Origin of the sequence: Rhizobium sp. YAF28, assembly GCF_052113285.1 — a bacterium.
In the GTDB taxonomy this organism is placed as follows: Bacteria; Pseudomonadota; Alphaproteobacteria; order Rhizobiales; family Rhizobiaceae; genus Rhizobium.
Genome location: NZ_JBFRCX010000019.1, coordinates 80747 through 102059, shown reverse-complemented (window position 1 = coordinate 102059; position 21313 = coordinate 80747). Strand labels below are relative to the sequence as shown.

The 21313-nt window shown below is 62.0% G+C and carries 18 protein-coding genes; 11 read left to right on the top strand and 7 right to left on the bottom strand.

Annotation, left to right across the window (positions count from 1 at the left end; genetic code table 11):
- Positions 1–14 precede the first annotated feature (14 nt).
- Genes lpdA through AB4Z13_RS30635 form a run of 7 tightly spaced genes read right to left on the bottom strand, consistent with a single transcriptional unit; the run spans position 15 to position 8075 of the window.
- Complete coding sequence (gene lpdA / locus AB4Z13_RS30665) at positions 15–1412, bottom strand: dihydrolipoyl dehydrogenase (RefSeq protein ID WP_442207621.1); 1398 nt, start codon at positions 1410–1412, stop codon at positions 15–17.
- A 3-nt stretch (positions 1413–1415) separates the two neighbouring features.
- On the bottom strand, positions 1416–2645 hold the full coding sequence (locus AB4Z13_RS30660) for a dihydrolipoamide acetyltransferase family protein (protein WP_442207620.1): 1230 nt from the start codon (positions 2643–2645) through the stop codon (positions 1416–1418).
- A gap of 3 nt (positions 2646–2648) precedes the next feature.
- Positions 2649–3662: an alpha-ketoacid dehydrogenase subunit beta gene (locus AB4Z13_RS30655; RefSeq protein ID WP_439017474.1), complete on the bottom strand. Its 1014-nt coding sequence runs from the start codon at positions 3660–3662 to the stop codon at positions 2649–2651.
- Position 3663: 1 nt separating this feature from the next.
- Positions 3664–4896, bottom strand: a complete 1233-nt coding sequence (locus tag AB4Z13_RS30650; protein ID WP_037097466.1) for a 3-methyl-2-oxobutanoate dehydrogenase (2-methylpropanoyl-transferring) subunit alpha — start codon at positions 4894–4896, stop codon at positions 3664–3666.
- A 60-nt stretch (positions 4897–4956) separates the two neighbouring features.
- Positions 4957–6084, bottom strand: a complete 1128-nt coding sequence (locus tag AB4Z13_RS30645; protein ID WP_113320690.1) for an acyl-CoA dehydrogenase family protein — start codon at positions 6082–6084, stop codon at positions 4957–4959.
- A gap of 12 nt (positions 6085–6096) precedes the next feature.
- Complete coding sequence (locus tag AB4Z13_RS30640; protein WP_113320689.1) at positions 6097–7284, bottom strand: acetyl-CoA C-acyltransferase; 1188 nt, start codon at positions 7282–7284, stop codon at positions 6097–6099.
- A gap of 23 nt (positions 7285–7307) precedes the next feature.
- The gene (locus AB4Z13_RS30635) at positions 7308–8075 is read right to left on the bottom strand and encodes a 3-hydroxyacyl-CoA dehydrogenase (RefSeq protein ID WP_113320688.1); all 768 of its coding nucleotides are present in this window, start codon (positions 8073–8075) and stop codon (positions 7308–7310) included.
- 82 nt (positions 8076–8157) lie between these two features.
- On the opposite strand from AB4Z13_RS30635, the gene AB4Z13_RS30630 reads away from it, so the two are divergent.
- The 11 genes from AB4Z13_RS30630 (at position 8158) to AB4Z13_RS30580 (ending at position 21216) form a co-directional block, all read left to right on the top strand.
- Entirely contained in the window at positions 8158–9234 is a 1077-nt protein-coding gene (locus tag AB4Z13_RS30630) for an AraC family transcriptional regulator (RefSeq protein WP_442207619.1), read from the top strand.
- A gap of 65 nt (positions 9235–9299) precedes the next feature.
- On the top strand, positions 9300–10445 hold the full coding sequence (locus AB4Z13_RS30625; protein ID WP_442207618.1) for an isovaleryl-CoA dehydrogenase: 1146 nt from the start codon (positions 9300–9302) through the stop codon (positions 10443–10445).
- Positions 10442–12052 carry a carboxyl transferase domain-containing protein gene (locus AB4Z13_RS30620; protein WP_442207617.1) on the top strand — a complete coding sequence of 537 codons (1611 nt, stop codon included), beginning with the start codon at positions 10442–10444 and terminating at the stop codon, positions 12050–12052. Before AB4Z13_RS30625 ends, AB4Z13_RS30620 begins: the two co-directional genes overlap by 4 nt.
- A gap of 9 nt (positions 12053–12061) precedes the next feature.
- Positions 12062–13927 (top strand): acetyl/propionyl/methylcrotonyl-CoA carboxylase subunit alpha, encoded by a 1866-nt coding sequence (locus AB4Z13_RS30615; protein ID WP_442207616.1) that lies wholly within the window; start codon positions 12062–12064, stop codon positions 13925–13927.
- Positions 13927–14379: a MaoC family dehydratase gene (locus tag AB4Z13_RS30610; RefSeq protein ID WP_442207615.1), complete on the top strand. Its 453-nt coding sequence runs from the start codon at positions 13927–13929 to the stop codon at positions 14377–14379. Before AB4Z13_RS30615 ends, AB4Z13_RS30610 begins: the two co-directional genes overlap by 1 nt.
- Positions 14376–15224 (top strand): HpcH/HpaI aldolase/citrate lyase family protein, encoded by an 849-nt coding sequence (locus tag AB4Z13_RS30605; protein WP_113320682.1) that lies wholly within the window; start codon positions 14376–14378, stop codon positions 15222–15224. The genes AB4Z13_RS30610 and AB4Z13_RS30605 overlap by 4 nt, the downstream gene beginning before the upstream one ends.
- A 524-nt stretch (positions 15225–15748) precedes the next feature.
- Positions 15749–17107, top strand: coding sequence for an extracellular solute-binding protein (locus AB4Z13_RS30600; RefSeq protein ID WP_113320681.1), 1359 nt, complete (start codon positions 15749–15751; stop codon positions 17105–17107).
- A 127-nt stretch (positions 17108–17234) separates the two neighbouring features.
- The gene (locus tag AB4Z13_RS30595) at positions 17235–18119 is read left to right on the top strand and encodes a carbohydrate ABC transporter permease (protein WP_113320680.1); all 885 of its coding nucleotides are present in this window, start codon (positions 17235–17237) and stop codon (positions 18117–18119) included.
- 10 nt (positions 18120–18129) lie between these two features.
- Positions 18130–19044, top strand: coding sequence for an ABC transporter permease subunit (locus tag AB4Z13_RS30590; RefSeq protein ID WP_113320679.1), 915 nt, complete (start codon positions 18130–18132; stop codon positions 19042–19044).
- Positions 19045–19057: 13 nt separating this feature from the next.
- Complete coding sequence (gene ugpC, locus AB4Z13_RS30585; protein ID WP_442207614.1) at positions 19058–20167, top strand: sn-glycerol-3-phosphate ABC transporter ATP-binding protein UgpC; 1110 nt, start codon at positions 19058–19060, stop codon at positions 20165–20167.
- Between the two features lie 11 nt (positions 20168–20178).
- Entirely contained in the window at positions 20179–21216 is a 1038-nt protein-coding gene (locus AB4Z13_RS30580) for an endonuclease/exonuclease/phosphatase family protein (protein WP_442207613.1), read from the top strand.
- Positions 21217–21313 lie beyond the last annotated feature (97 nt).

Below are 21313 nucleotides of genomic sequence, written 5' to 3'. Positions count from 1 at the left end.
AGGCGGCGAGCGGCTCAAATGTGAAGAGCGTTCCCCAGGGCTTTCAGTGCCGCTTCCATGACCGCTTCGCTGCGCGTCGGATGAGCATGGATCGTGCCGGCGATATCTTCCAGCCGCGCGCCCATTTCGATGGCAAGCGCGAAGGCGGCCGAGAGTTCGGAAACCCCAGCGCCCACCGCCTGCAGGCCGAGGACCAGATTGGTGTCGGCCCGCGCCACGACCCGCACGAATCCCTCCTCCGAGAGCATGGTCATCGCCCGCCCATTGGCGCTAAAGGGAAACTGGCCGGTCCTGATATCATAACCCTGGGCGCGTGCTTCTGACGGGGACAGACCGGCGCTGACGATTTCCGGATCGGTAAAACAGATCGCCGGAATGCAGCGCTTGTCCCAGGCGCGTTTCTTTCCGGCAACGATCTCCGCCACCATTTCCCCCTGCGCCATGGCCCGATGCGCGAGCATAGGCTCGCCGGTAACATCACCGATGGCATAAATGCCGCGCATGGACGTGCGGCAGCGATCGTCGATCCTGAGGAACGGACCGGCGCGGTCGAGATCAAGCTCTTCGAGGCCTGAGCCCGCCGTTCTCGGACGACGGCCGACAGTCACCAGAATACGGTCTGCGGCAAGCGCCTGTTGCCGGCCGTCAGGCGTTTCGACGACAAGTCCATCACCAGCATCGGAAAGGCCGATCGCCTTCGCGCCGGTCAAGACGCGGATGCCGCGCTCGGTCATCTTGCGCATGACAGGCCGAACGAGATCGGCATCATATTGCGGCAGCACCTGCTGCGTTGCCTCGACCACCGTCACCTGCGATCCCATCTTCGCGAATGCTGTCCCGAGTTCCAGCCCGATATAGCCGCCGCCGACCACGACGAGATTTTTCGGCAATTCGCCCAACGACAACGCCTCGGTCGAAGAAATAACGCGGCCACCAAAAGGCAGGTTCGGGAGTTCAACCGGATCGGAGCCGGTGGCGATGACGACGGTCTCGGCACGAATGATCTGCTGGCCGGTTTCCGTCTCTACCTCGACCGTCTTGCCATCGCGGAAATGAGCGCGGCCGTGGACGATCTTCACGCGCGCCTTCTGCAACAGGCCGGAGACGCCGCTCGTCAGCCGGCCGACGATACCGTCCTTCCAGGTGATTGTTTTTGCCAGATCGATCGAGGCGCCCTCGACGCGGATGCCCATCGGATTCTTGCCCGTAAGCATTTTCTGCGTGGCGTCGAATTCCTCTGCGGCATGAATCAGCGCCTTGGAGGGAATGCAGCCGACCGTCAGGCAGGTACCGCCCGGCTTACCGGCCTCGACGATGACAGTGTCGATGCCGAGCTGGCCGGCACGGATGGCGCAGACATAACCGCCGGGACCTGCACCGATGACAAGGAGCTTGCAGACAATCTCTTTCATGGCTCAGCCTTCGATGAAAATGAGCGCTGGCGTTTCGAGCAGCGTGCGGATGCGCTGCACGAAGGTTGCCGCGTCCCAGCCGTCGATGATGCGGTGATCGAAGCTGGAGGAGAGGTTCATCATCTTGCGCGGCACGAATTGCGCACCGTCCCAGACCGGCCGTATCGCGATCTTGTTGACGCCGATGATCGCCACTTCCGGGTGATTGATGACGGGCGTGGAAACGATGCCGCCGAGAGCCCCGAGCGAACTGATGGTGATGGTCGAGCCTGACAGTTCGTCACGTGTTGCGGTACCAGAACGCGCCGCTTCCGCCAGCCGGCTCATTTCGACTGCGCAATCGAAGATGCCGCGCGCTTCGGCATGCCGCACCACGGGCACGGTGAGCCCCGCCGGCGTCTGCGTGGCAATGCCGATATGCACGGCGCTATGGCGCGTGATGATGCCGGCATCATCATCGAAGGTGGCGTTGACATCGGGCTGATCGGAAATCGCCTTCACGAGCGCCCGCATCAGGAAGGGCAACACCGTCAGCTTGGGATGCTCGGCCTTGCGGTCGGCATTCATTGTGGCGCGTAGTTCCTCGAGCGCCGTCATATCCACCTCCTCCACATAGGTGATGTGGGGAATGCGTGAGGTCGAAAGCACCATCTTTTCGGCAATGCGGCGCCGAAGACCGGTGAGCTTGATCTCCTCGGTCGTCGTCTTCTTTGCCAGGCCGGTACGCGCCGGAGCGGGCGCCAACCCCTGGCTTAGGAACTGATCGATATCTTCGCGCAGGACACGGCCGGCCGGCCCTGTGCCCTGCACCTGCCTTAGATCTACACCGCTCTCGCGGGCAAACAGCCGTACCGATGGCGCAGCGAGTGGCTTTTCGGTCGGCGGAGCTGCCGGCGCCGGCGCCTTCGGAACGGGTTTCGGAGCTTCTGCTTTCACGGGCTCGGCGGGCCGCGGCTGAGGAACCGTTTCGGGTTCCGCCTCTCCGGCTCCGCTTGTCGTCTCGATGCGCACCAGCGGCGCCTTGACGGCAATTCGATCGCCGATCTCACCGGCAAGCCAGGTCACCGTGCCGCTGACGGGCGAGGGAATTTCGACGGTGGCCTTGTCGGTCATGACGGCGGCGATCACCATGTCCTCGCGCACGGGATCGCCGGTCTTCACATGCCATTCGACAAGTTCTGCCTCGGCGACACCTTCCCCGACATCGGGCATCTTGATGATGAATTCGCCCATGGTTCAGGCCTCCATCACTTCGGCAAGCGCGCGTCCGACGCGGCCGGGTCCGGGGAAATAGTCCCACTCCTGCGCGTGCGGATAGGGCGTATCCCAGCCTGCTACGCGCACGACCGGGGCTTCCAGATTATAGAAGCAATGTTCCTGCACCAGCGAAACGACCTCCGCACCGAAACCCGATGTCAGGGTTGCTTCATGCACGACGACGCAGCGCCCGGTCTTGGCGACGGATTTGACGATGGTATCGAGGTCGAGCGGCAAAAGGCTCCGGAGATCGATCACCTCGGCATCGATGCCGGCATCCTCGGCGGCGGCAAGCGCCACATGTACCATCGTGCCGTAGGCAACGACCGTCACAGCAGAGCCCTTGCGCCGTACCTCAGCCTTGCCGATCGGGATCGTAAAATGTCCCTCCGGTACCTCGCCAAGATCATGCTTCGACCATGGCGTCACTGGCCGCTCGTGATGGCCATCGAAAGGTCCGTTATAGAGCCGCTTCGGCTCCAGGAACATGACGGGGTCGGGATCCTCGATCGCGGCGATCAACAGGCCCTTGGCATCATAGGGATTGGAGGGCACGACCACTTTCAGGCCGCAGACATGGGTGAAGAGCGCTTCCGGGCTCTGGCTGTGTGTCTGGCCGCCGAAAATGCCGCCGCCGGTCGGCATGCGCACGACGATCGGGCAGGTGAAATCGCCGTTTGAGCGGTAGCGGATGCGCGCCGCCTCCTGCGTCAGCTGGTCGTAAGCCGGATACATATAATCGGCGAACTGGATTTCGACACAGGGCTTCAGCCCATAGGCCGCCATGCCGATCGCCGTGCCGACAATGCCGGATTCGCTGATCGGCGTGTCGAAGCAGCGCGTCTTGCCGTATTTCGCCTGCAGGCCCTGCGTGCAGCGGAAGACGCCGCCGAAGTAACCGACATCCTCGCCGAAAACCACGACATTGTCATCACGCGCCATCGAGACGTCCATGGCGCTGCGTACGGCCTCGATCATCGTCATCCGGGCCATGTCAGTACCCCGCCTTCTGCCGCTGGCGGCGGATATGCGGCGGCATCTCGGCATAGACGCCTTCGAAGATATCGCGCACCGAGGGCTTGCCGCCGTCATGCAGCGTGCCGTGCCCCTCGGCCTGACGTTGAGCCTCAATCACCTCATCCAGGATCTCCGCTTCGGCCTGAGTATGGCGCTCCTCTGACCAAACGCCCCTGACGATCAAGTGCTTCTTCAGCCGCAGGACGGGATCGCCGAGCGGCCAGGCTTCCGATTCCGTCTTCGGGCGATAGGCGCTCGGATCGTCGGAGGTCGAATGGGCGCCGACGCGATAGGTGACATATTCGATCAGCGTCGGGCCAAGATTGCGCCGGGCGCGCTCAGCCGCCCAGCGGGCAACGGCATGGACGGCGAGATAATCGTTGCCATCGACCCGTAGTGCCGGAATGCCAAAGCCGAGGCCACGGGCGGCAAATGTGCCGGAGCCGCCGCGGGCAATGCCCTGGAAGGTGGAGATCGCCCACTGATTGTTGACGATGTTGAGGATAACAGGCGCCTTGTAGGTGGAAGCAAAGACCAGGGCCGAATGGAAATCCGATTCCGCCGTCGAGCCGTCACCAATCCAGGCCGCGGCAATGCGGCTGTCATTCTTGATCGCCGAGGCCATGGCCCAGCCGACCGCCTGCACATATTGGGTCGCGAGATTGCCCGAGATCGTGAAGAAGCCGTGCTCCTTGGAGGAATACATGATGGGGAGCTGGCGCCCGCGCAGCGGGTCGCTCTCGTTCGAGTAGATCTGGTTCATCATCTCGACCATCGGGTAGTCGTCGGCGATCAAGAGGCCTGCCTGGCGATAGGTCGGGAAATTCATGTCTCCCTTCTGCAATGCCTTGCGGAAGGCGCAGCTGACCGCCTCTTCACCGAGATGCTGCATGTAGAAGGAGGTCTTGCCCTGACGCTGCGCCATCAGCATGCGGGCATCGAAAGCGCGCAGCTTCATCATGTTTCGAAGCCCGGTCAGCAATTCCTCGTCCGTCAAAGACCCTGCCCAGGGACCGACCGCCTCGCCGTCGCGGTTCAGCACACGGATGATCGAATAGGCAAGCTCACGGATGTCTTCAGACGCGACATCGACCTCCGGCCTCGGCACCGACCCAGCCTTGGCGATCTTGACATTGGAAAAATCGGGATGGCCGCCCGGGCGGACGGCGGGTTCGGGGACATGCAGGCTCAAACGAGCAGATTCCACCATGTGGTCTTTTTCCTCCCTCTATCGGCCCCGCTCCTCTCCTCCAGAAGCCGGACCTTATCGTTATAGGTTGCGGGCAATCACCATGCGCTGCACGTCGCTTGTTCCCTCATAGATCTGGCAGATGCGCACATCGCGATAGATCCGCTCAACCGGATAGTCGGCTATGTAACCATAACCGCCATGGATCTGGATCGCATCTGAGCAGACACGCTCGGCCATCTCAGAGGCAAAGAGCTTTGCCATGGAAGCCTCCGACAGGCATGGCTGTCCCGCCTCCCTTAGCGAGGCCGCATGGAAGACGAGCTGGCGCGCCGCCTCGATCCGCGTCGCCATGTCGGCGAGCCGGAAGGCAATGGCTTGGTGTTCGACGATCGGCTTGCCGAAGGCAGTCCGCTCACGGGCATAGTCGCGCGCCGCCTCGAAGGACGCCTGCGCCATGCCGACGGCCTGCGCCGCAATTCCGATCCGTCCGCCCTCGAGATTGGCAAGCGCGATACGATAGCCCTCACCCTCCTCACCAAGCCTGAGCTCGGCCGGAATGCGCATGCCGGTGAAGGCGATCTGGCAGGTGTCGGAGGAATGAAGGCCAAGCTTTTCCTCGACCCGGATCACCTCATAACCCGGCGTATCGGTCGGCACGATGAAGGCGGTGATACCCTTCTTGCCGGCCTCGGGATCAGTGACGGCAAAGACGATGATGACCTGGCCGTTCTTGCCCGAGGTGATGAATTGCTTTGAACCATCGAGCACATAATGGTCGCCGTCGCGCCGCGCCCGCGTCTTCAGGTTCGAGGCATCCGAACCCGCCTGAGGCTCCGTCAGGGCAAAGCCGCCGATCCATTCACCGCTGGCAAGTTTCGGCAGGAAGCGCTGGCGCTGCTCCTCATTGCCGAATTTCAGGATCGGCACGCAGCCGACCGAACTGTGCACGCTCATGATGGTCGAGCATGGCCCGTCACCGGCCGCGATCTCCTCAATGGCTGCGGCATAGGCGATGACACCGGTATCCGATCCGCCGTAGGTCTCAGGCACGAGCATGCCAAGCAGACCGAGTTCGCCCATCTCCTTCAACTCTTCGCGCGGGAAAAGAGATTCCCGGTCGCGTTTGGCCGCGCCCGGCGCCAGCCGCTCGCGGGCGAAGTCACGCGCGAGATCGCGGATCTGCTGCTGAAGTTCAGAAAGGATCATCGGCCCCCTCCCCTAGTGCCGCTCGATGGCGACGGCGGTTGCCTCGCCACCGCCGATGCAAAGTGCGGCCATGCCGCGCTTCAGGTCGTAACGCTCCAGCGCCGACAGAAGCGTCACCAGAATACGGGCTCCGGACGCGCCGATCGGATGGCCAAGCGCGCAAGCGCCGCCATGTACATTGACCTTCTCATGCAGCAGGTCGAGGTCGCGCATCGCCGCCATGGCAACGACGGCAAAGGCCTCGTTGATTTCGAAGAGATCGACATCGGAAAGCGGCAGACCGGTGCGATCGGAAAGCTTCTGCAAAGCGCCGATCGGCGCGGTGGCGAAGAGATTGGGGGCCTGCGAATGCGTGGCATGGCCGAGGATGGTGGCAAGCGGCCTCAGGTCGCGGCGATCCGCCTCCGAGCGCCGCATCAGAACGAGCGCCGCCGCACCATCGGAAATCGAACTGGAATTGGCGGCAGTCACCGTGCCGCCGTCACGAAAGGCCGGCTTCAGGGTCGGGATCTTGTCAGGCCTCGCCTTACCCGGCTGTTCGTCACGGCTTGCCACCTGCTCGGCCTTGCCGGATTTCACCGTCACGGGCACGATTTCGCTGTCAAAATAGCCTCCGGAAATCGCCTTCTGCGCCCGGGTCAGCGAGGCGACCGCATAGGCATCCTGCGCCTCACGTGTGAACTGATAGGCTTCGGCGCAATCCTCCGCGAAGCTGCCCATCAAGCGCCCCTTGTCATATGCATCCTCCAGCCCGTCGAGGAACATATGATCCACGACCCGCCCATGACCAAGCCTGTAACCGGCACGGGCACGATCAAGGAGATAGGGCGCATTGGTCATGCTTTCCATGCCACCCGCGACCGCCACGGAAGCGCTTCCCACCGCAATCAGGTCATGAGCGATCATGACCGCCTTCATGCCGGAGCCGCACATCTTGTTGACGGTGCTTGCCCCTGTCGCAAAGGGCAGGCCGGCATGGATCGCCGCCTGGCGAGCTGGCGCCTGGCCCTGTCCGGCAGGCAGTACACAACCGAAAACGACCTCCTCGATTGCATCCGCCTCGACGCCACTGCGCTGCAGGGCCGCACGAATTGCGGCTGCTCCGAGCTCAGGGGCCGCAGCATCCTTGAGCTCACCCTGAAAACTGCCGATCGGCGTGCGGGCTGCACCGACGATGACGATAGGATCCTGCAGGGTCATGTTTCCTCCTTCGGGCCAGGCGCTTATCGCGCGCCCATACGCAATGCGCCGTCGAGGCGGATGACCTCGCCGTTCAGCATGCTGTTTTCAAGAATATGACGCACCAGCGCGGCAAATTCCGCCGGATGCCCGAGACGCGGTGGGAAAGGCACGCTCTTGCCAAGTACTTCCCGCACCTCCGCCGGCATGCCGGCCATCATCGGCGTTTCGAAAATGCCGGGCGCGATCGACACGGTGCGGATGCCGTGACGCGCAAGCTCGCGGGCGATCGGCAGCGTCATCGCGGCGACACCGCCCTTGGAGGCGGCGTAGGCTGCCTGACCGATCTGTCCGTCGAAGGCGGCGGCCGAGGCCGTATTGACGATTACGCCCCGTTCGCCCTCCGCATCCGGTTGCACAGCCTGGATAGCGGCGGCGGCAAGCCGGATCATGTTGAAAGTGCCGATGAGATTGATGCCGATCGTACGGGCAAAGCTCTCCAGCCGGTGCGGCCCCTCGCGGCCGACCACTTTCTCGGCCGGCGCTACGCCGGCGCAGTTGATAAGCCCGCGAAGCGGGCCGAAAGCATCCACGGCCATGGCAATCACCGCCGCACCGTCCTCTTCATCGGTCACGTCGGCCTTGATGAAGCGCGCATCCTGTCCCAGTTCGCGAGCGATCGCCTCGCCTGCATCGAGATTGAGATCGGCAATCGTCACGCGCCCGCCGGCTTCGACGAGCATGCGTGCCGTTGCCGCCCCGAGCCCTGAGCCGCCACCGGTAACAATGAAACTTGCGCCGCGGATTTGCACGGATCGCTCCTCCCTGCTCGGCGGACATCTCCTCCAGAGTCCGCCTGAACAGAGATTCTATTCCCTCGCCCTATTGCAAGCGATGACAGAATTGCCCCATTATTTCGGCCAGTTTTGCCATATGGTTTGCCGGAGTGAAGCAGCGATGGCCGAAATCGAGCGACGCATGATCGCACCGGGCTTCGTCGAGGAAGCTCTCGACAGCCTGCGCCGCCTTGGGAAGCCGACGGCGTCTCTTCTGACCAAGCTCGGCCTGCCGCAGCGGATCGATCAACCGGTTTCAGCTGAGGCCTATGGTGCATTGTGGCTAGCGATCGCCGCCGAACTCGACGACGAATTCTTCGGCATGGGCGCCCGACCGATGCGTAGCGGCAGCTTCACCCTGCTCTGTCATTGCGTGCTGCACGCGCCCACGCTCGGCCATGCCCTGCGGCGGGCCTTGCGTTTCCTCGACGTGGTGCTGGACGATCCGCGTGGTACGCTCGTTATCCGCGACGGGCTGGCTCAGATTGAGCTTCGCGACGCAGGCGAGCCGCGCTCGGCCTTCGCCTATCGTACCTACTGGATCATCCTGCATGGCATCATCTGCTGGCTTGTCGGCCGGCGTATCCCGATCCGCCTTGTCGATTTCCGATGCGAAGAGCCAAACCAAGGCGCCGATTACCGGCTCTTTTTCGGTGCGCCGGTGCGTTTCTCGCAACCGATCAGCCGGCTCGGTTTCGACAACGCTCTGCTCGATCTGCCTATTTCGCGCAGCGAACAGGCATTGAAGCAATTTCTGCGGGGCGCGCCGGCCAATATCCTCGTGCGCTATCGCTATGATGCCGGCATTGCTGCTGCCGTGCGCCGTCGTCTCTCGCAAACCTCTCCCGCCGCCTGGTCGAGCTTCCAGACGCTCGCTGCCGAGATGCGCCTGCCATCCTCGACGCTCCGCCATCGCCTGCATGACGAGGGCCAAAGCTATGCCGGCATCAAGGACGATATCCGCCGAGACCTTGCCATCGACGCGCTATTGAACACGTCGAAGACCATCGGCGAAATCGCCGTGCAGCTCGGCTATTCCGAACCCAGCGCCTTCTTTCGCGCCTTCCGGAAATGGATGGGCAAGAGCCCCGACGCCTTCCGCCGCGAGGAGGCGAAATCGGCGCCGTGGGAATAGGCTTCCTTCGAGGGAGCTTTGAAGCGGCAGCAACCCGCGCTACATATTATAGCGGGAGGAATGCCATGTTTGATTTTTCGCTGGGCGAAACCGCGGACGCGATCCGCGAGGCGACGGCGCGATTTGCCGCCGATACTATTGCTCCGCTCGCAGCGGAGATCGATGAAAGCAACACATTTCCACGCCAGCTCTGGCCGCAGATGGGTGCGCTCGGCCTGCACGGTATCACCGTGGAAGAAGAATTCGGCGGTGCCGGTCTCGGCTATCTCGAACATGTCGTTGCTATGGAGGAAGTCTCGCGTGCCTCGGCCTCCGTCGGCTTGAGCTACGGCGCCCATTCCAATCTCTGCGTCAACCAGATCCGCCGCTGGGCCACACCGGAGCAGAAGCAACGCTATTTGCCAAAGCTGATTTCCGGCGAACATGTCGGCTCGCTTGCCATGTCCGAAGCCAGCTCCGGCTCGGATGTCGTTTCAATGCGGCTCAAGGCGGAAAGCAAGGGTGATCGCTACCTCCTTAACGGGACGAAGTACTGGATCACCAATGCGCCGCATGCCGATGTGCTCGTCGTCTACGCAAAGACCGATCCGGCCGCCGGACCGAAAGGTATTTCAGCTTTCATCATCGAGAAAGGGATGCCCGGTTTCAGCGTTTCAAAAAAGCTTTCCAAGCTCGGCATGCGCGGCAGCGATACGGCGGAATTGGTCTTTCAGGATTGCGAGGTGCCGGCAGAAGCACTGATGGGCCGGGAAGGCGACGGCGTGAAGATCCTGATGTCCGGCCTCGATTATGAGCGTGCAGTGCTCGCCGCCGGTCCGCTTGGCATCATGCAGGCCTGCCTCGACGTGGTGCTGCCCTATGTGCGGGAGCGCAAGCAGTTCGGCAAGGCGATCGGCGACTTCCAGCTGATGCAGGGCAAGATCGCCGATATGTATGTCGCGCTGAATTCATCGCGCGCCTACGTCTATTCCGTCGCCCGCGCCTGCGATGGTGGCCGCACGACCCGCACGGATGCGGCGGCGGCGATCCTCTTTGCCAGCGAGAATGCCGTGAAAGTGTCGCTGGAGGCGATCCAGGCGCTCGGCGGCGCCGGATATACCAAGGAGTGGCCGGTCGAACGTTTCCTGCGCGATGCCAAGCTTTACGATATCGGCGCCGGAACCAACGAGATCCGCCGCTATCTGATCGGCCGGGAGCTCATCGCATCATGACGGTGATTTCCTCTGACATCGATCGCGACAGCGAGACCTTCAAGACCAACACAATCAACAATAAAGGACTGATCGACGCGCTCTACGACCGCTCAGCAAAGACCCGTGAAGGTGGCTCGCAGGCAGCGCGCGAGCGCCACACCGGCAAAGGTAAACTCCTGCCGCGCGATCGCATCCAGTTGCTGCTCGATGCCGGCAGCCCCTTCCTGGAGATCGGCACGCTGGCGGCGAACGGCATGTATAATGACGAGGCGCCGGGTGCCGGCATCATTACCGGCATGGGCCGCGTTTCCGGCCGCGAGGTGATGATCGTCGCCAATGATGCGACGGTGAAGGGTGGTGCCTATTTCCCTGTCACGGTGAAGAAACATCTGCGGGCGCAGGAGATCGCCATGCAGAACCGGCTGCCCTGTATCTACCTTGTCGACAGCGGCGGCGCCAATCTCCCGCATCAGGCCGAGGTCTTTCCCGACCGCGATCATTTCGGGGCGATCTTCTACAATCAGGCACAGATGTCGGCCGAAGGCATTCCGCAGATTGCCTGCGTCATGGGAAGCTGCACGGCGGGCGGCGCCTATGTGCCTGCCATGTCCGACGAGACAGTCATCGTTCGCAATCAGGGTACGATCTTCCTTGCCGGCCCGCCTTTGGTGAAGGCCGCGACCGGCGAGATCATCTCGGCCGAAGAGCTCGGCGGCGCCGAAACCCATGGCCGCCGCTCCGGTGTCGTCGATCACGTCGCCGAAAATGACGAGCATGCGCTGCTTCTCGTGCGCGATATCGTCGCCAGCCTCAACAGCGTGAAATCAGTCGATATCGACATTCAAGCACCACGTCCGCCAAAACTCGATCCGGAAGATCTGGGCGGTATCATCCCGGAGGATGTGCGCTCGCCCTATGACGTTCGGGAGGTCATCGGCCGCATCGTCGATGGCTCCGAGCTGCATGAATTCAAGCCGCTCTATGGCGCGACACTGGTCTGCGGTTTTGCCCGTATCTGGGGCATGCCGGTCGCCATCATCGCCAATAACGGCGTGCTGTTTTCCGAAAGCGCGTTGAAGGGCGCGCATTTCATCGAGCTTGCCTGCCAGCGCCGCGTGCCACTGCTGTTCCTGCAGAACATATCGGGCTTCATGGTCGGCGGCCGTTATGAGGCAGGCGGCATCGCCAAGGACGGGGCAAAACTCGTCACCGCGGTCGCGACTGCCACCGTACCCAAGGTCACCGTCATCATCGGCGGCAGTTTCGGCGCCGGTAATTACGGCATGTGCGGCCGCGCCTATCGCCCACGTTTTCTCTTCACGTGGCCGAATAGCCGTATCAGCGTGATGGGCGGCGAGCAGGCGGCCTCCGTGCTTGCCACCATCCGCCGTGATGCGATAGAGGCGCGCGGCGAAAGCTGGCCGGTGGAAGATGAAGAAGCTTTCAAGGCGCCGATCCGCGCCGGTTACGAGGCCGAGGGCAATCCCTACTACGCCACCGCACGCCTCTGGGACGACGGCATCATCGATCCGCGCCAGACGCGCGATGTGCTGGGCCTTGCCTTTTCCGCCTGCCTGAACGCGCCGATCCCCAAAGGGCCGCGCTTCGGCGTCTTCCGGATGTGAGGTGGCGCGATGATGGAAAGCTTGCTCATAGCCAACAGGGGTGAAATCGCTCGTCGGATCATCCGCACGGCGAAAGCCCTCGGCATCCGCACCATTGCTGTTTATTCAGAGGCCGATGCCGGCCTGCCCTTCGTGGCAGAGGCAGACGAGGCTCTTGCCATCGGCCCAGCGCCTGCTCGCGAGAGCTATCTTTCACAGAAGCGTATTCTGGAGGCCGCCCACAGGACGAGTGCGGCCGCAATCCATCCCGGTTACGGCTTCCTGTCGGAAAATGCCGAGTTTGCCGAAGCCGTCGAGAATGCCGGCATTATCTGGGTTGGTGCGCCACCTACCGCGATCCGTGCCATGGGGCTGAAGGATGCTGCCAAGCAGATGATGCAGGCCGCCGGCGTGCCGGTCACACCTGGCTATATGGGAGCGGATCAGAGCGGAGAAAGGCTTGCTGCGGAGGCGGATGCGACGGGCTATCCCGTGCTCATCAAAGCTGTCGCGGGCGGCGGTGGCAAGGGTATGCGCCGTGTCGATCAGAGGCAAGACTTTGCCGAACTGCTCGCCTCCTGCCGCCGCGAGGCGGCCTCGTCCTTCGGCGACGACCGCGTGCTGATCGAGCGCTATATCGCCAATCCGCGCCATATCGAGGTGCAGGTCTTCGCCGACCGTTTCGGCAATTGCGTCCACCTCTTCGAACGCGACTGCTCGCTGCAGCGCAGGCACCAGAAGGTGATCGAGGAGGCCCCCGCTCCCGGCCTCGACGCCGCCACCCGCGCCTCAATCTGTGAGGCGGCGGTCAGGGCTGCGAAGGCGGTGAACTATATCGGGGCCGGCACCATCGAATTCATTGCCGATGCCTCGGAGGGCCTGCGCCCGGACCGTATCTGGTTCATGGAGATGAACACGAGGCTGCAGGTGGAACACCCTGTCACCGAAGCCATCACCGGTGAGGATCTGGTACTCTGGCAATTGAAGGTCGCCGCCGGCGAGCCGCTGCCGAAGGGGCAAGATGATATCCTCATGAACGGCTGGGCTTTCGAGGCTCGCCTTTACGCCGAAAACCCTGCTGCCGGCTACCTGCCCTCGATCGGCCGCCTGGATCATCTGCGCTTGCCCCAAAATGTCCGGGTCGACAGCGGCGTCGAGGAAGGCAACGAGATCACCGCCTTCTACGATCCGATGATCGCCAAGATCATCGCTCACGGCCCAAATCGTGACGCAGCCCTCGCCAGGCTCACCAGAGCCTGCGAAAGCATCGAAGTCTGGCCGGTGAAATCCAATGCCGGCCTGCTCGCCCGCATTGCCGCCGACGCGGATTTCTGCGCGGCAAAGATCGATACGGGCTTTCTCGACCGTCACGGTGAGGCCCTGCTGCCGAAGGAGCCCGACGAGACGACTATCGACAGGGCGGCGACGGCCTTGGCAGCAAAGGAAGGGACCGATCCCTGGTCGGCCCTCGCCGGCCTGCGCATATCAGGAGCAAGCGATAGCCGCACACGCGTCCGCATCGGCGACCACCTCTATTGGGGGCATGTCCGCCCGGGTCTCGACACCAATGCCGTCAGGTCCGGCGATACCGTGGTCCTCTTCGATGGCGGCAATGCCTGGCCGATCGGCCTTCCCGTCGCCAGTGAAGTCGAAGCACATCAGGGCGCCGGCGATGGCGCAATCCTTTCGCCAATGCCGGGCCTCGTCATTTCCGTCGATGTCGCGGAGGGCGATCACGTTGTCAAAGGCGACAGGCTGCTGACGGTTGAGGCGATGAAGATGGAACATACGCTGCGCGCACCCTTTGACGGCCTGGTCGGCAAGCTGCCAGTCTCCGTGGGCGTCCGGGTCTCGGAAAACCAGCTCGTCGTCAACGTCATGAAGGAAGAGCACTGATGGCCGGCCGCTACTTCGACGAATGGACGGTCGGCGACCGGGTTGCCCACGAGATCCGCCGCACGGTCACGGAAACCGACAACCTGCTCTTCACGACGCTCTCCCATAATCAGCAACCACTGCATCTCGACGCCGATTATGCGGCGGGTACGGAATTCGGCCGCATCGTGGTCAACGGCACCTTCACCTTCGCGCTCACCGTCGGCCTCTCAGTCGGTGACACGACACTCGGCACGCTGGTCGCCAATCTCGGCTACGACAAGGTGACGATGCCGAAGCCGGTTTTCATTGGTGATACGCTTCGTGTGGAAACCGAAGTGACGGAGCTCAGGCGCTCCAACTCGCGACCCGATGCCGGGATCGTCACGTTCAAGCATATCACGCTGAACCAGCGAAACGAGATCGTCTGCCAGTGCCTGCGCACGGCCATGCTGCAGGTGAAGCCGTCATGAGGCTGCGCTCGCTGCTGTTCGTGCCCGGCGACAGGCCGGAGCGTTTTGACAAGGCCCTCGCCTGCGGCGTCGATGCCCTCATCCTCGATCTGGAAGATTCGGTTTCCGCGCGGAACAAGCCGTTGGCTCGAGACGCCGTACACGACTTCGTCGCACGCCGCGCAACTGATGCGACGCTTGTTATTCGCATCAATCCCCTCACTACGTCAGCCTGTGAAGACGATCTCGTTGCGCTCGGCAATATCAATCCCTTCGCGATCATGTTGCCGAAGTCCGAAGGCGCAGCTTCGGTACGCCAGCTCGCAGGCCGCCTGTCATCCGCGGTCCCTATCCTGCCGATCGCGACGGAGACACCGGCCGCCATCTTCGAGATCGGCAGCTACAGAGATGTCGCCTCTCATCTCTTCGGGCTGACCTGGGGCGCGGAAGATCTTCCTGCCACGATCGGCGCTGCGACCGCCCGCGAGGCAGACGGACGTTATACCGCGCCCTATGAGCTGGCCCGATCCCTGGTGCTGTTTGGCGCGCACGCCGCAGCGGTTCCTGCCATCGAGACCGTCTATCCCGACTTCCGCGATCTCGACGGTCTCGCGGCCTATGCTGCTCGCGCCCGACGCGACGGTTTCTCGGGGATGATGGCGATCCATCCGAGCCAGGTCGAACCGATCAACCACGCCTTTACACCGGATGCGGCGGAGATCGCCTGGGCAGAAAAAGTCGTGGCTGCCTTCGCCATCTCGCCGGACACCGGCGTCATCCAGATCGATGGGCGCATGCTCGATCTGCCGCATCTGAAACTCGCAAAACGCATTCTGGAGGCCGGAAAACTAGCGCATGAAGGATGATTGGCTTCTGGCCCAGTCAGGCGACAGCGAGAAACTGGCAGACGCAGGGACTTGGATACGGCGGTTCACCGATACCGGAAGCGCCCAATAAATAGGCAAAATGGTAAAAATGTCGCAAAACGAATATCATATGTCGTTTCTTTGCGGCTCAACGCACAGCTGTGCAAAGCTATTTCCGAGGTCGAATTCTCCTGACAGCAGGTTGTTTCCGGTCGAGCATTCGAGAGATTTTTGAAATCGGCCTAATAATAATGGCTATTAATAGAATTGAATAGGCACGGCAGCTTTCGCCATTCGAGCTATATTTCATATATAAATGGAATATAGGCGATCACATCAGCGGATAGTGGGAACGTAAGGCATCGATGTTCGATGAAAAGTTCACAAAATTTGCACATGAATATTTTGTGACAGAAACTTTCTACTCTATTCATGTCATAGAAACTTCATTGGTTACCGCAAATTGAACCAGTTAATAGGGCGTGCGCTCAAGAGGGGGCGCGTCCTATTTTTCGAGGGTTCTCATGCAAGCCAAGCTTCTCGGCGCCGTAGGCGCCCTTCTCGCTACAGCCTTCCTTGCTGCTGGTCCTGCCGCCGCCGCCGAAAAGACCAAGATTGATTTCTGGTTCGGTAACTCGGGCGACATCGCAAAGCGCGTTCAGGAACAGTGCGACCGTTTCAACGAGTCCCAGGGCGACTACGAAGTCGTCTGCACCAGCCAGGGCTCCTACGACGCCTCGCTGCAGAATACGATCGCTGCCTTCCGCGCCGGCAAGCAGCCGACCATCGCTCAGGTTTCGGATGCCGGCACACTCGACATCATGCTTTCGGGCGCCTACTACCCGGCCAACAAGCTCATGAGCGACATGGGCTACAATGTTGACTGGAAGGACTATTTCTCCGGTATCGCCGGCTACTACGCAACGTCGAAGGGCGAGATGTACTCCTTCCCCTTCAACTCCTCGACGGCTCTGCTCTATTGGAACAAGGACGCCTTCGCCAAGATCGGCAAGGACCATGCTCCGGCAACCTGGAAGGAAGCAGGCGAAGACTTCAAGGCTCTCAAGGACGCAGGCTATGCTTGCCCGCTCGGCTTCGACATCTCCAACAACGAAGTCTGGCAGTACATCGAGCAGTTCGAAGCCGTCAACGGCGAAGCGATCGCTACGAAGAAGAACGGCTTTGAAGGCCTCGACGCCGAGCTGGTGTTCAACAAGAACCCGATGCTCGTCAGCTACGTCAAGGACCTGAAGTCCTGGTACGACAACAAGCTCGCCGTCATCAAGAACAAGGCTGTCGGCCAGACCTTCGTTGAAGCCTTCGCTGCTGGCGATTGCCAGGTCATCCTGACCTCGGTTGGCGACCACGGCAACGTCGGCCGTACCGCCAAGCAGGGCATGAACTGGGGCGTTTCGATGCTCCCGACCTATGGCGACGCGACCCGTCACAGCTCCTACGTCGGCGGCGCTTCGCTCTGGGTTCTGAAAGGTCATTCGGACGCCGAATACAAGGCTGCTGCTGCCTTCTTCAACTTCATCGCAAAGCCGGAAGAAGCTCTCACCTGGTCAACCGTTACCGGCTACATCCCGGTTCGTAACTCCGGCTTCGAATACCTGAAGAAGCAGGGCTTCTACGACAAGGCTCCCTATGCCGGTCGCGAACTCGCCATTCAGAGCCTGACCGCTTCCCCGGCTGGCGACACCTCTGCAAAGGGCATCCGTCTCGGTGGCCTGCTCCAGGTCCGCACCGAAATCGCTAACGGCCTGCAGGCAATCTTCGTCAACAATGCCGATGTCCAGGCTTCGCTCGACACTGCTGCCGATCGCGGCAACCAGCTCCTGCGTCGCTTCCAGCAGACCTACAAGGGCGTTCAGCTTCCCTAATCGACTGATATGAGCCGCACCCGGGCCGCTTTGGCGTGCCGGGTGCGTCTTTGCACATTCCCCTACCCGCTGCGGGAGCGACATCGCCGCCCGCGCCAGAACCAAACCAGGACGAAAACGACCACTCATGGAAAAGCGCGTCACTTTCTCCTCGACGACGATCGGCCTTCTCTTCGCATTTCCGATGCTGCTGCTGATCTTCGTCTTCTTCTACTGGCCGAGCGCGCAGGCGCTGTATTGGGCGTTCACGCTCGAGCAGCCATGGGGCGGCGGTAACGCCTGGGTCGGTTTCGACAATTTCAAACTGCTCCTGAGCGACCCGATCTATTGGGACTCCGTCACCCGCAGCATGATCTTCGGCTTCAGTTCGACTGCTATCGCCATGGGGCTGGCACTCATCCTGGCGCTCCTGACGGATCGTGAACTGCGCGGCCACAAAATCTACCGTTCGGTCTTCATCTGGCCCTACGCGATTGCTGCTCCCGCTCTCGGTCTTGCCTTCCGCTTCATCCTGGCACCGGAGGCTGGTCTTCTGTCGGTTATCAACCAGGTCTGGCCTGGCCTCTGGAACCCGGCGCTCGACGGCAAGGACGCCATGATCGCCGTGATCGTCGCCTTTTCCTGGAAATATATCGGCTACAACTTTATCTTCTTCCTCTCGGCGTTGCAGGGCATTCCACGCTCGCTGATCGAGGCGGCCGCCATGGACGGCTCGGGGCCGCTGCGCCGCATGTTGGACATCCAGTTGCCGCTGCTTACGCCGACGCTATTCTTCCTGCTCGTCATCAACATCACCGAAAGCTTCCAGGATTCCTTCGGTATCGTCGACGTCATGACCCAGGGCGGTCCGGCGCGCGCCACGGATCTGATGGTCTACAAGATCTATTTCGACGGCTTCAGGGGCCTCGATTATTCCGGCGCCGCAGCACAATCCATGATCCTGATGGGGCTCGTCATCCTGCTCACCATTTTCCAGTTCCGCTTCATCGAGCGGCGCGTGCACTACAAGTGAGGTCGCAAACATGATCGAACGCACGCCAATATTCAATTTCGTCTGCTACACCCTACTCGCACTCGGTCTGGTAATCGCACTCCTGCCTTTCCTGATCGTCATCGTCGCATCGACGCTTGATCTCGAGACAGTCAACCGCGTGCCGCTGCCGCTGGTCCCGAGCAGCCATTTCTGGGAGAACGTGCAGACTGCCTGGGTTCGCGCCGATCTCGGGAACAAGCTGTTTCACAGCGTCATCTTCGCTGCCACGGTCGGCGCCGGCAAGGTCATCCTCTCGGCCATGGCCGCCTTCTCGATCGTCTATTTCCGCTTCCGCGGCCGCTATCTGATCTTCTGGATCATCTTCATTACGCTCATGCTGCCGCTGGAAGTGCGCATCGTGCCGACCTATTCGATCGCCGCCAATGCGCTTCAGCCCTTCCAGGCGGTCCTTGATGTCACCGGCATCAGCTGGCTTGTCGCCCAGGTCACCGGCATCCAGATCAAGCTTGAATGGGGTCTTCTGAACTCCTACCCGGGTCTCGTGCTGCCGATGGTCGCCACCGCGACCGGTACCTTCCTCTACCGCCAATTCTACCTGACGGTTCCCGATGAGCTTGCCGAAGCATCGAAGATGGATGGCTCAGGTGCGGTTCGATTCTTCTGGGACGTGCTGTTGCCTCTGTCGCGCCCGAACATGATTGCACTTTTCACTATCATGTTCGTCTGGGCCTGGAACCAGTATCTCTGGCCGCTGCTGATCACGACCGATCCGAAGTTCGGCATCGCCGTCACTCAGCTCAAGACACTCATCCCCTCCGAATTCGGCCTGCCTGACTGGAACGTCGCAATGGCCGGAACATTGATCATCATGTCGCCACCACTGATCCTCGTCATCCTGATGCAGCGTTGGTTCGTGCGCGGCCTTATCTCCACCGAGAAGTGAAAGGAACAGACCCTTGGCACCGATCTCCATCCGTGGCGTGAAAAAGAGCTATGGCAAGAACGCCGTCGTTCATGGCGTCGACCTCGAAATCCAGTCGGGCGAATTCATCGTCATCCTCGGCCCGTCCGGCTGCGGCAAGTCCACGCTGTTGCGCATGGTCGCCGGCCTGGAAGAAATCACCGGGGGCGAAATTGCGATCGACGGCCGCGTGGTCAACCAACTCGAGCCGCGTGAACGTGGCTGCGCCATGGTCTTCCAGAACTACGCGCTCTATCCGCATATGAGCGTTGCCGAAAATATCGGCTATGCGCTGAAGGTCGCTGGCGTGCCGAAAGCCGAACGCGATCGTCGCATCGCCGACGTCGCCAAAGCACTCAGCCTCGAGCCCTTCCTGGAACGCCGCCCAGCCGCTCTCTCGGGTGGCCAGCGCCAGCGCGTCGCCATGGGCCGTGCGATGATCCGCGAACCGAAGGTTTTCCTCTTCGACGAGCCGCTGTCGAACCTCGACGCCAAGCTTCGTATCGCCATGCGTGCGGAAATCCGCCGCCTGCATCGCCGCCTCGGCGCCACCTCGATCTTCGTTACGCACGACCAGAACGAGGCCATGACGCTTGCCGACCGCATCATCGTCATGAATGCCGGCAATGTCGAGCAGGTCGGCACGCCGGAACAGGTCTATCACTTTCCCGCAAGCCGCTTCGTCGCCGGCTTCGTCGGCACGCCGGCGATGAACCTGCTGGAGGGCCGCGTCAACGAAAACGGCACCTTCATCTATGACGACGGCCGTACCGTCGCCCTTCCGGCCGAGCGTGGCAAGCAGCTCGCCGGCCAGCGTGTCGTTCTCGGCGTACGCGCCGAAGCTGCCCGCCTCGTCTCTCCGGATGCACCGGGTGCGCTTGTTGCGACCGCCGACTTCATCGAAGAACTGGGCGCAAGCCGCGTCGTGCATGCCGATTTCGATGGCCTGCCCTTCGCCGTCGCCATGACCGGTTCGGTCTCGCTGAAAACCGGCGACCGGATCGGCATCGCGATCGATCAGGATTCGATCCATCTCTATTCGGCCGACACCGGCGCAGGTCTCGTCGCGCCGGCTCGCACCGGCGCCAAGACCGTCGACGCCTGAGCCTCGCAGCGATGAACAGCTTTTCCGATCTCGCCGCCGGCGACCGCAACCTCGTTGCGGTCGCCGTGGAGGCGCTTGCCACACCATCGACCGCCTTCTTCGCCGAGGCACGGGCTGCGCAGCTAACGAAGGCCGAACATGACCGGCTGGCGGCAACCCAGCCGGCCCTGTCGACGATCGAAGTGGTCCATATCGAGAGCGGCACTCATATGGGCAACGACCTCGTCGTCGCCGCATGGAATGCCGAACGGCTAAAGTATCCCGCCCCCTCCGTCGAACTCGTTCGCCAGAGCGGCGCCGATATCCTGCTGCTGACCGAGGCCGATCTCGGCACGGCACGCGCCGGCAACCGCCATACCGTTGCCGATCTCGCTCGCGATCTCGGCATGTCCTATGTCTTCGGCGTGGAGTTCATCGAACTCGGCCTTGGGGATTCCCGCGAGCGCGAATGGCACAAAGGCGAGACGAATTCGGTCGGTTTCCACGGCAATGCGCTGCTCTCCCGCCTGCCGCTCGAGGACGCCGCACTCATCCGCCTCGACGATGGCGGCACGTGGTGGACGGATGCGAAGGATGGTCAAGGCCGGATCGGTGGACGCATGGCACTTGCCGCGAGGGTCGAAACCGCAGTCGGGCCGATCCTCGCCGTCAGCGTGCATCTGGAAAGCAAGACCGATGTCGAGGATCGCGCCAGGCAGACGCGCCGGCTGATCGCGGCGGTAGATAAGCTCGCCGGCAATCTGCCCGTCGTGATAGGCGGCGACTTCAATACCAATGTCCTCCCCGCCGGAACGCACCAACCGGAAGCGCACGAGCCGCTGTTCGGCCTGCTTGCGGAGGCCGGCTATCACTGGGAAACGGCCAATGACTTCGCTCCCTCGCAGCGCTCACGCCCGGACGGAACGCCTCAGCCACCCTTTGCACGCCTCGACTGGCTATTTGCCCGCGGCCTTGCGGTAAGCGACGCCGCGACCGTTCCGGCTGTCGATGGCGACGACGTAGCAATCTCCGATCACGAACTGGTCAAGGCGCGTTTTTTCGCGTCCTGACCGGCAACCCTTCGTCATGGCATGTCGTCACGCAAGCGCGCGCGGGGTCGGGTCGCATTCATGCTCGCTCCTTGCTCCCGGACGATAAGCAGCGTCC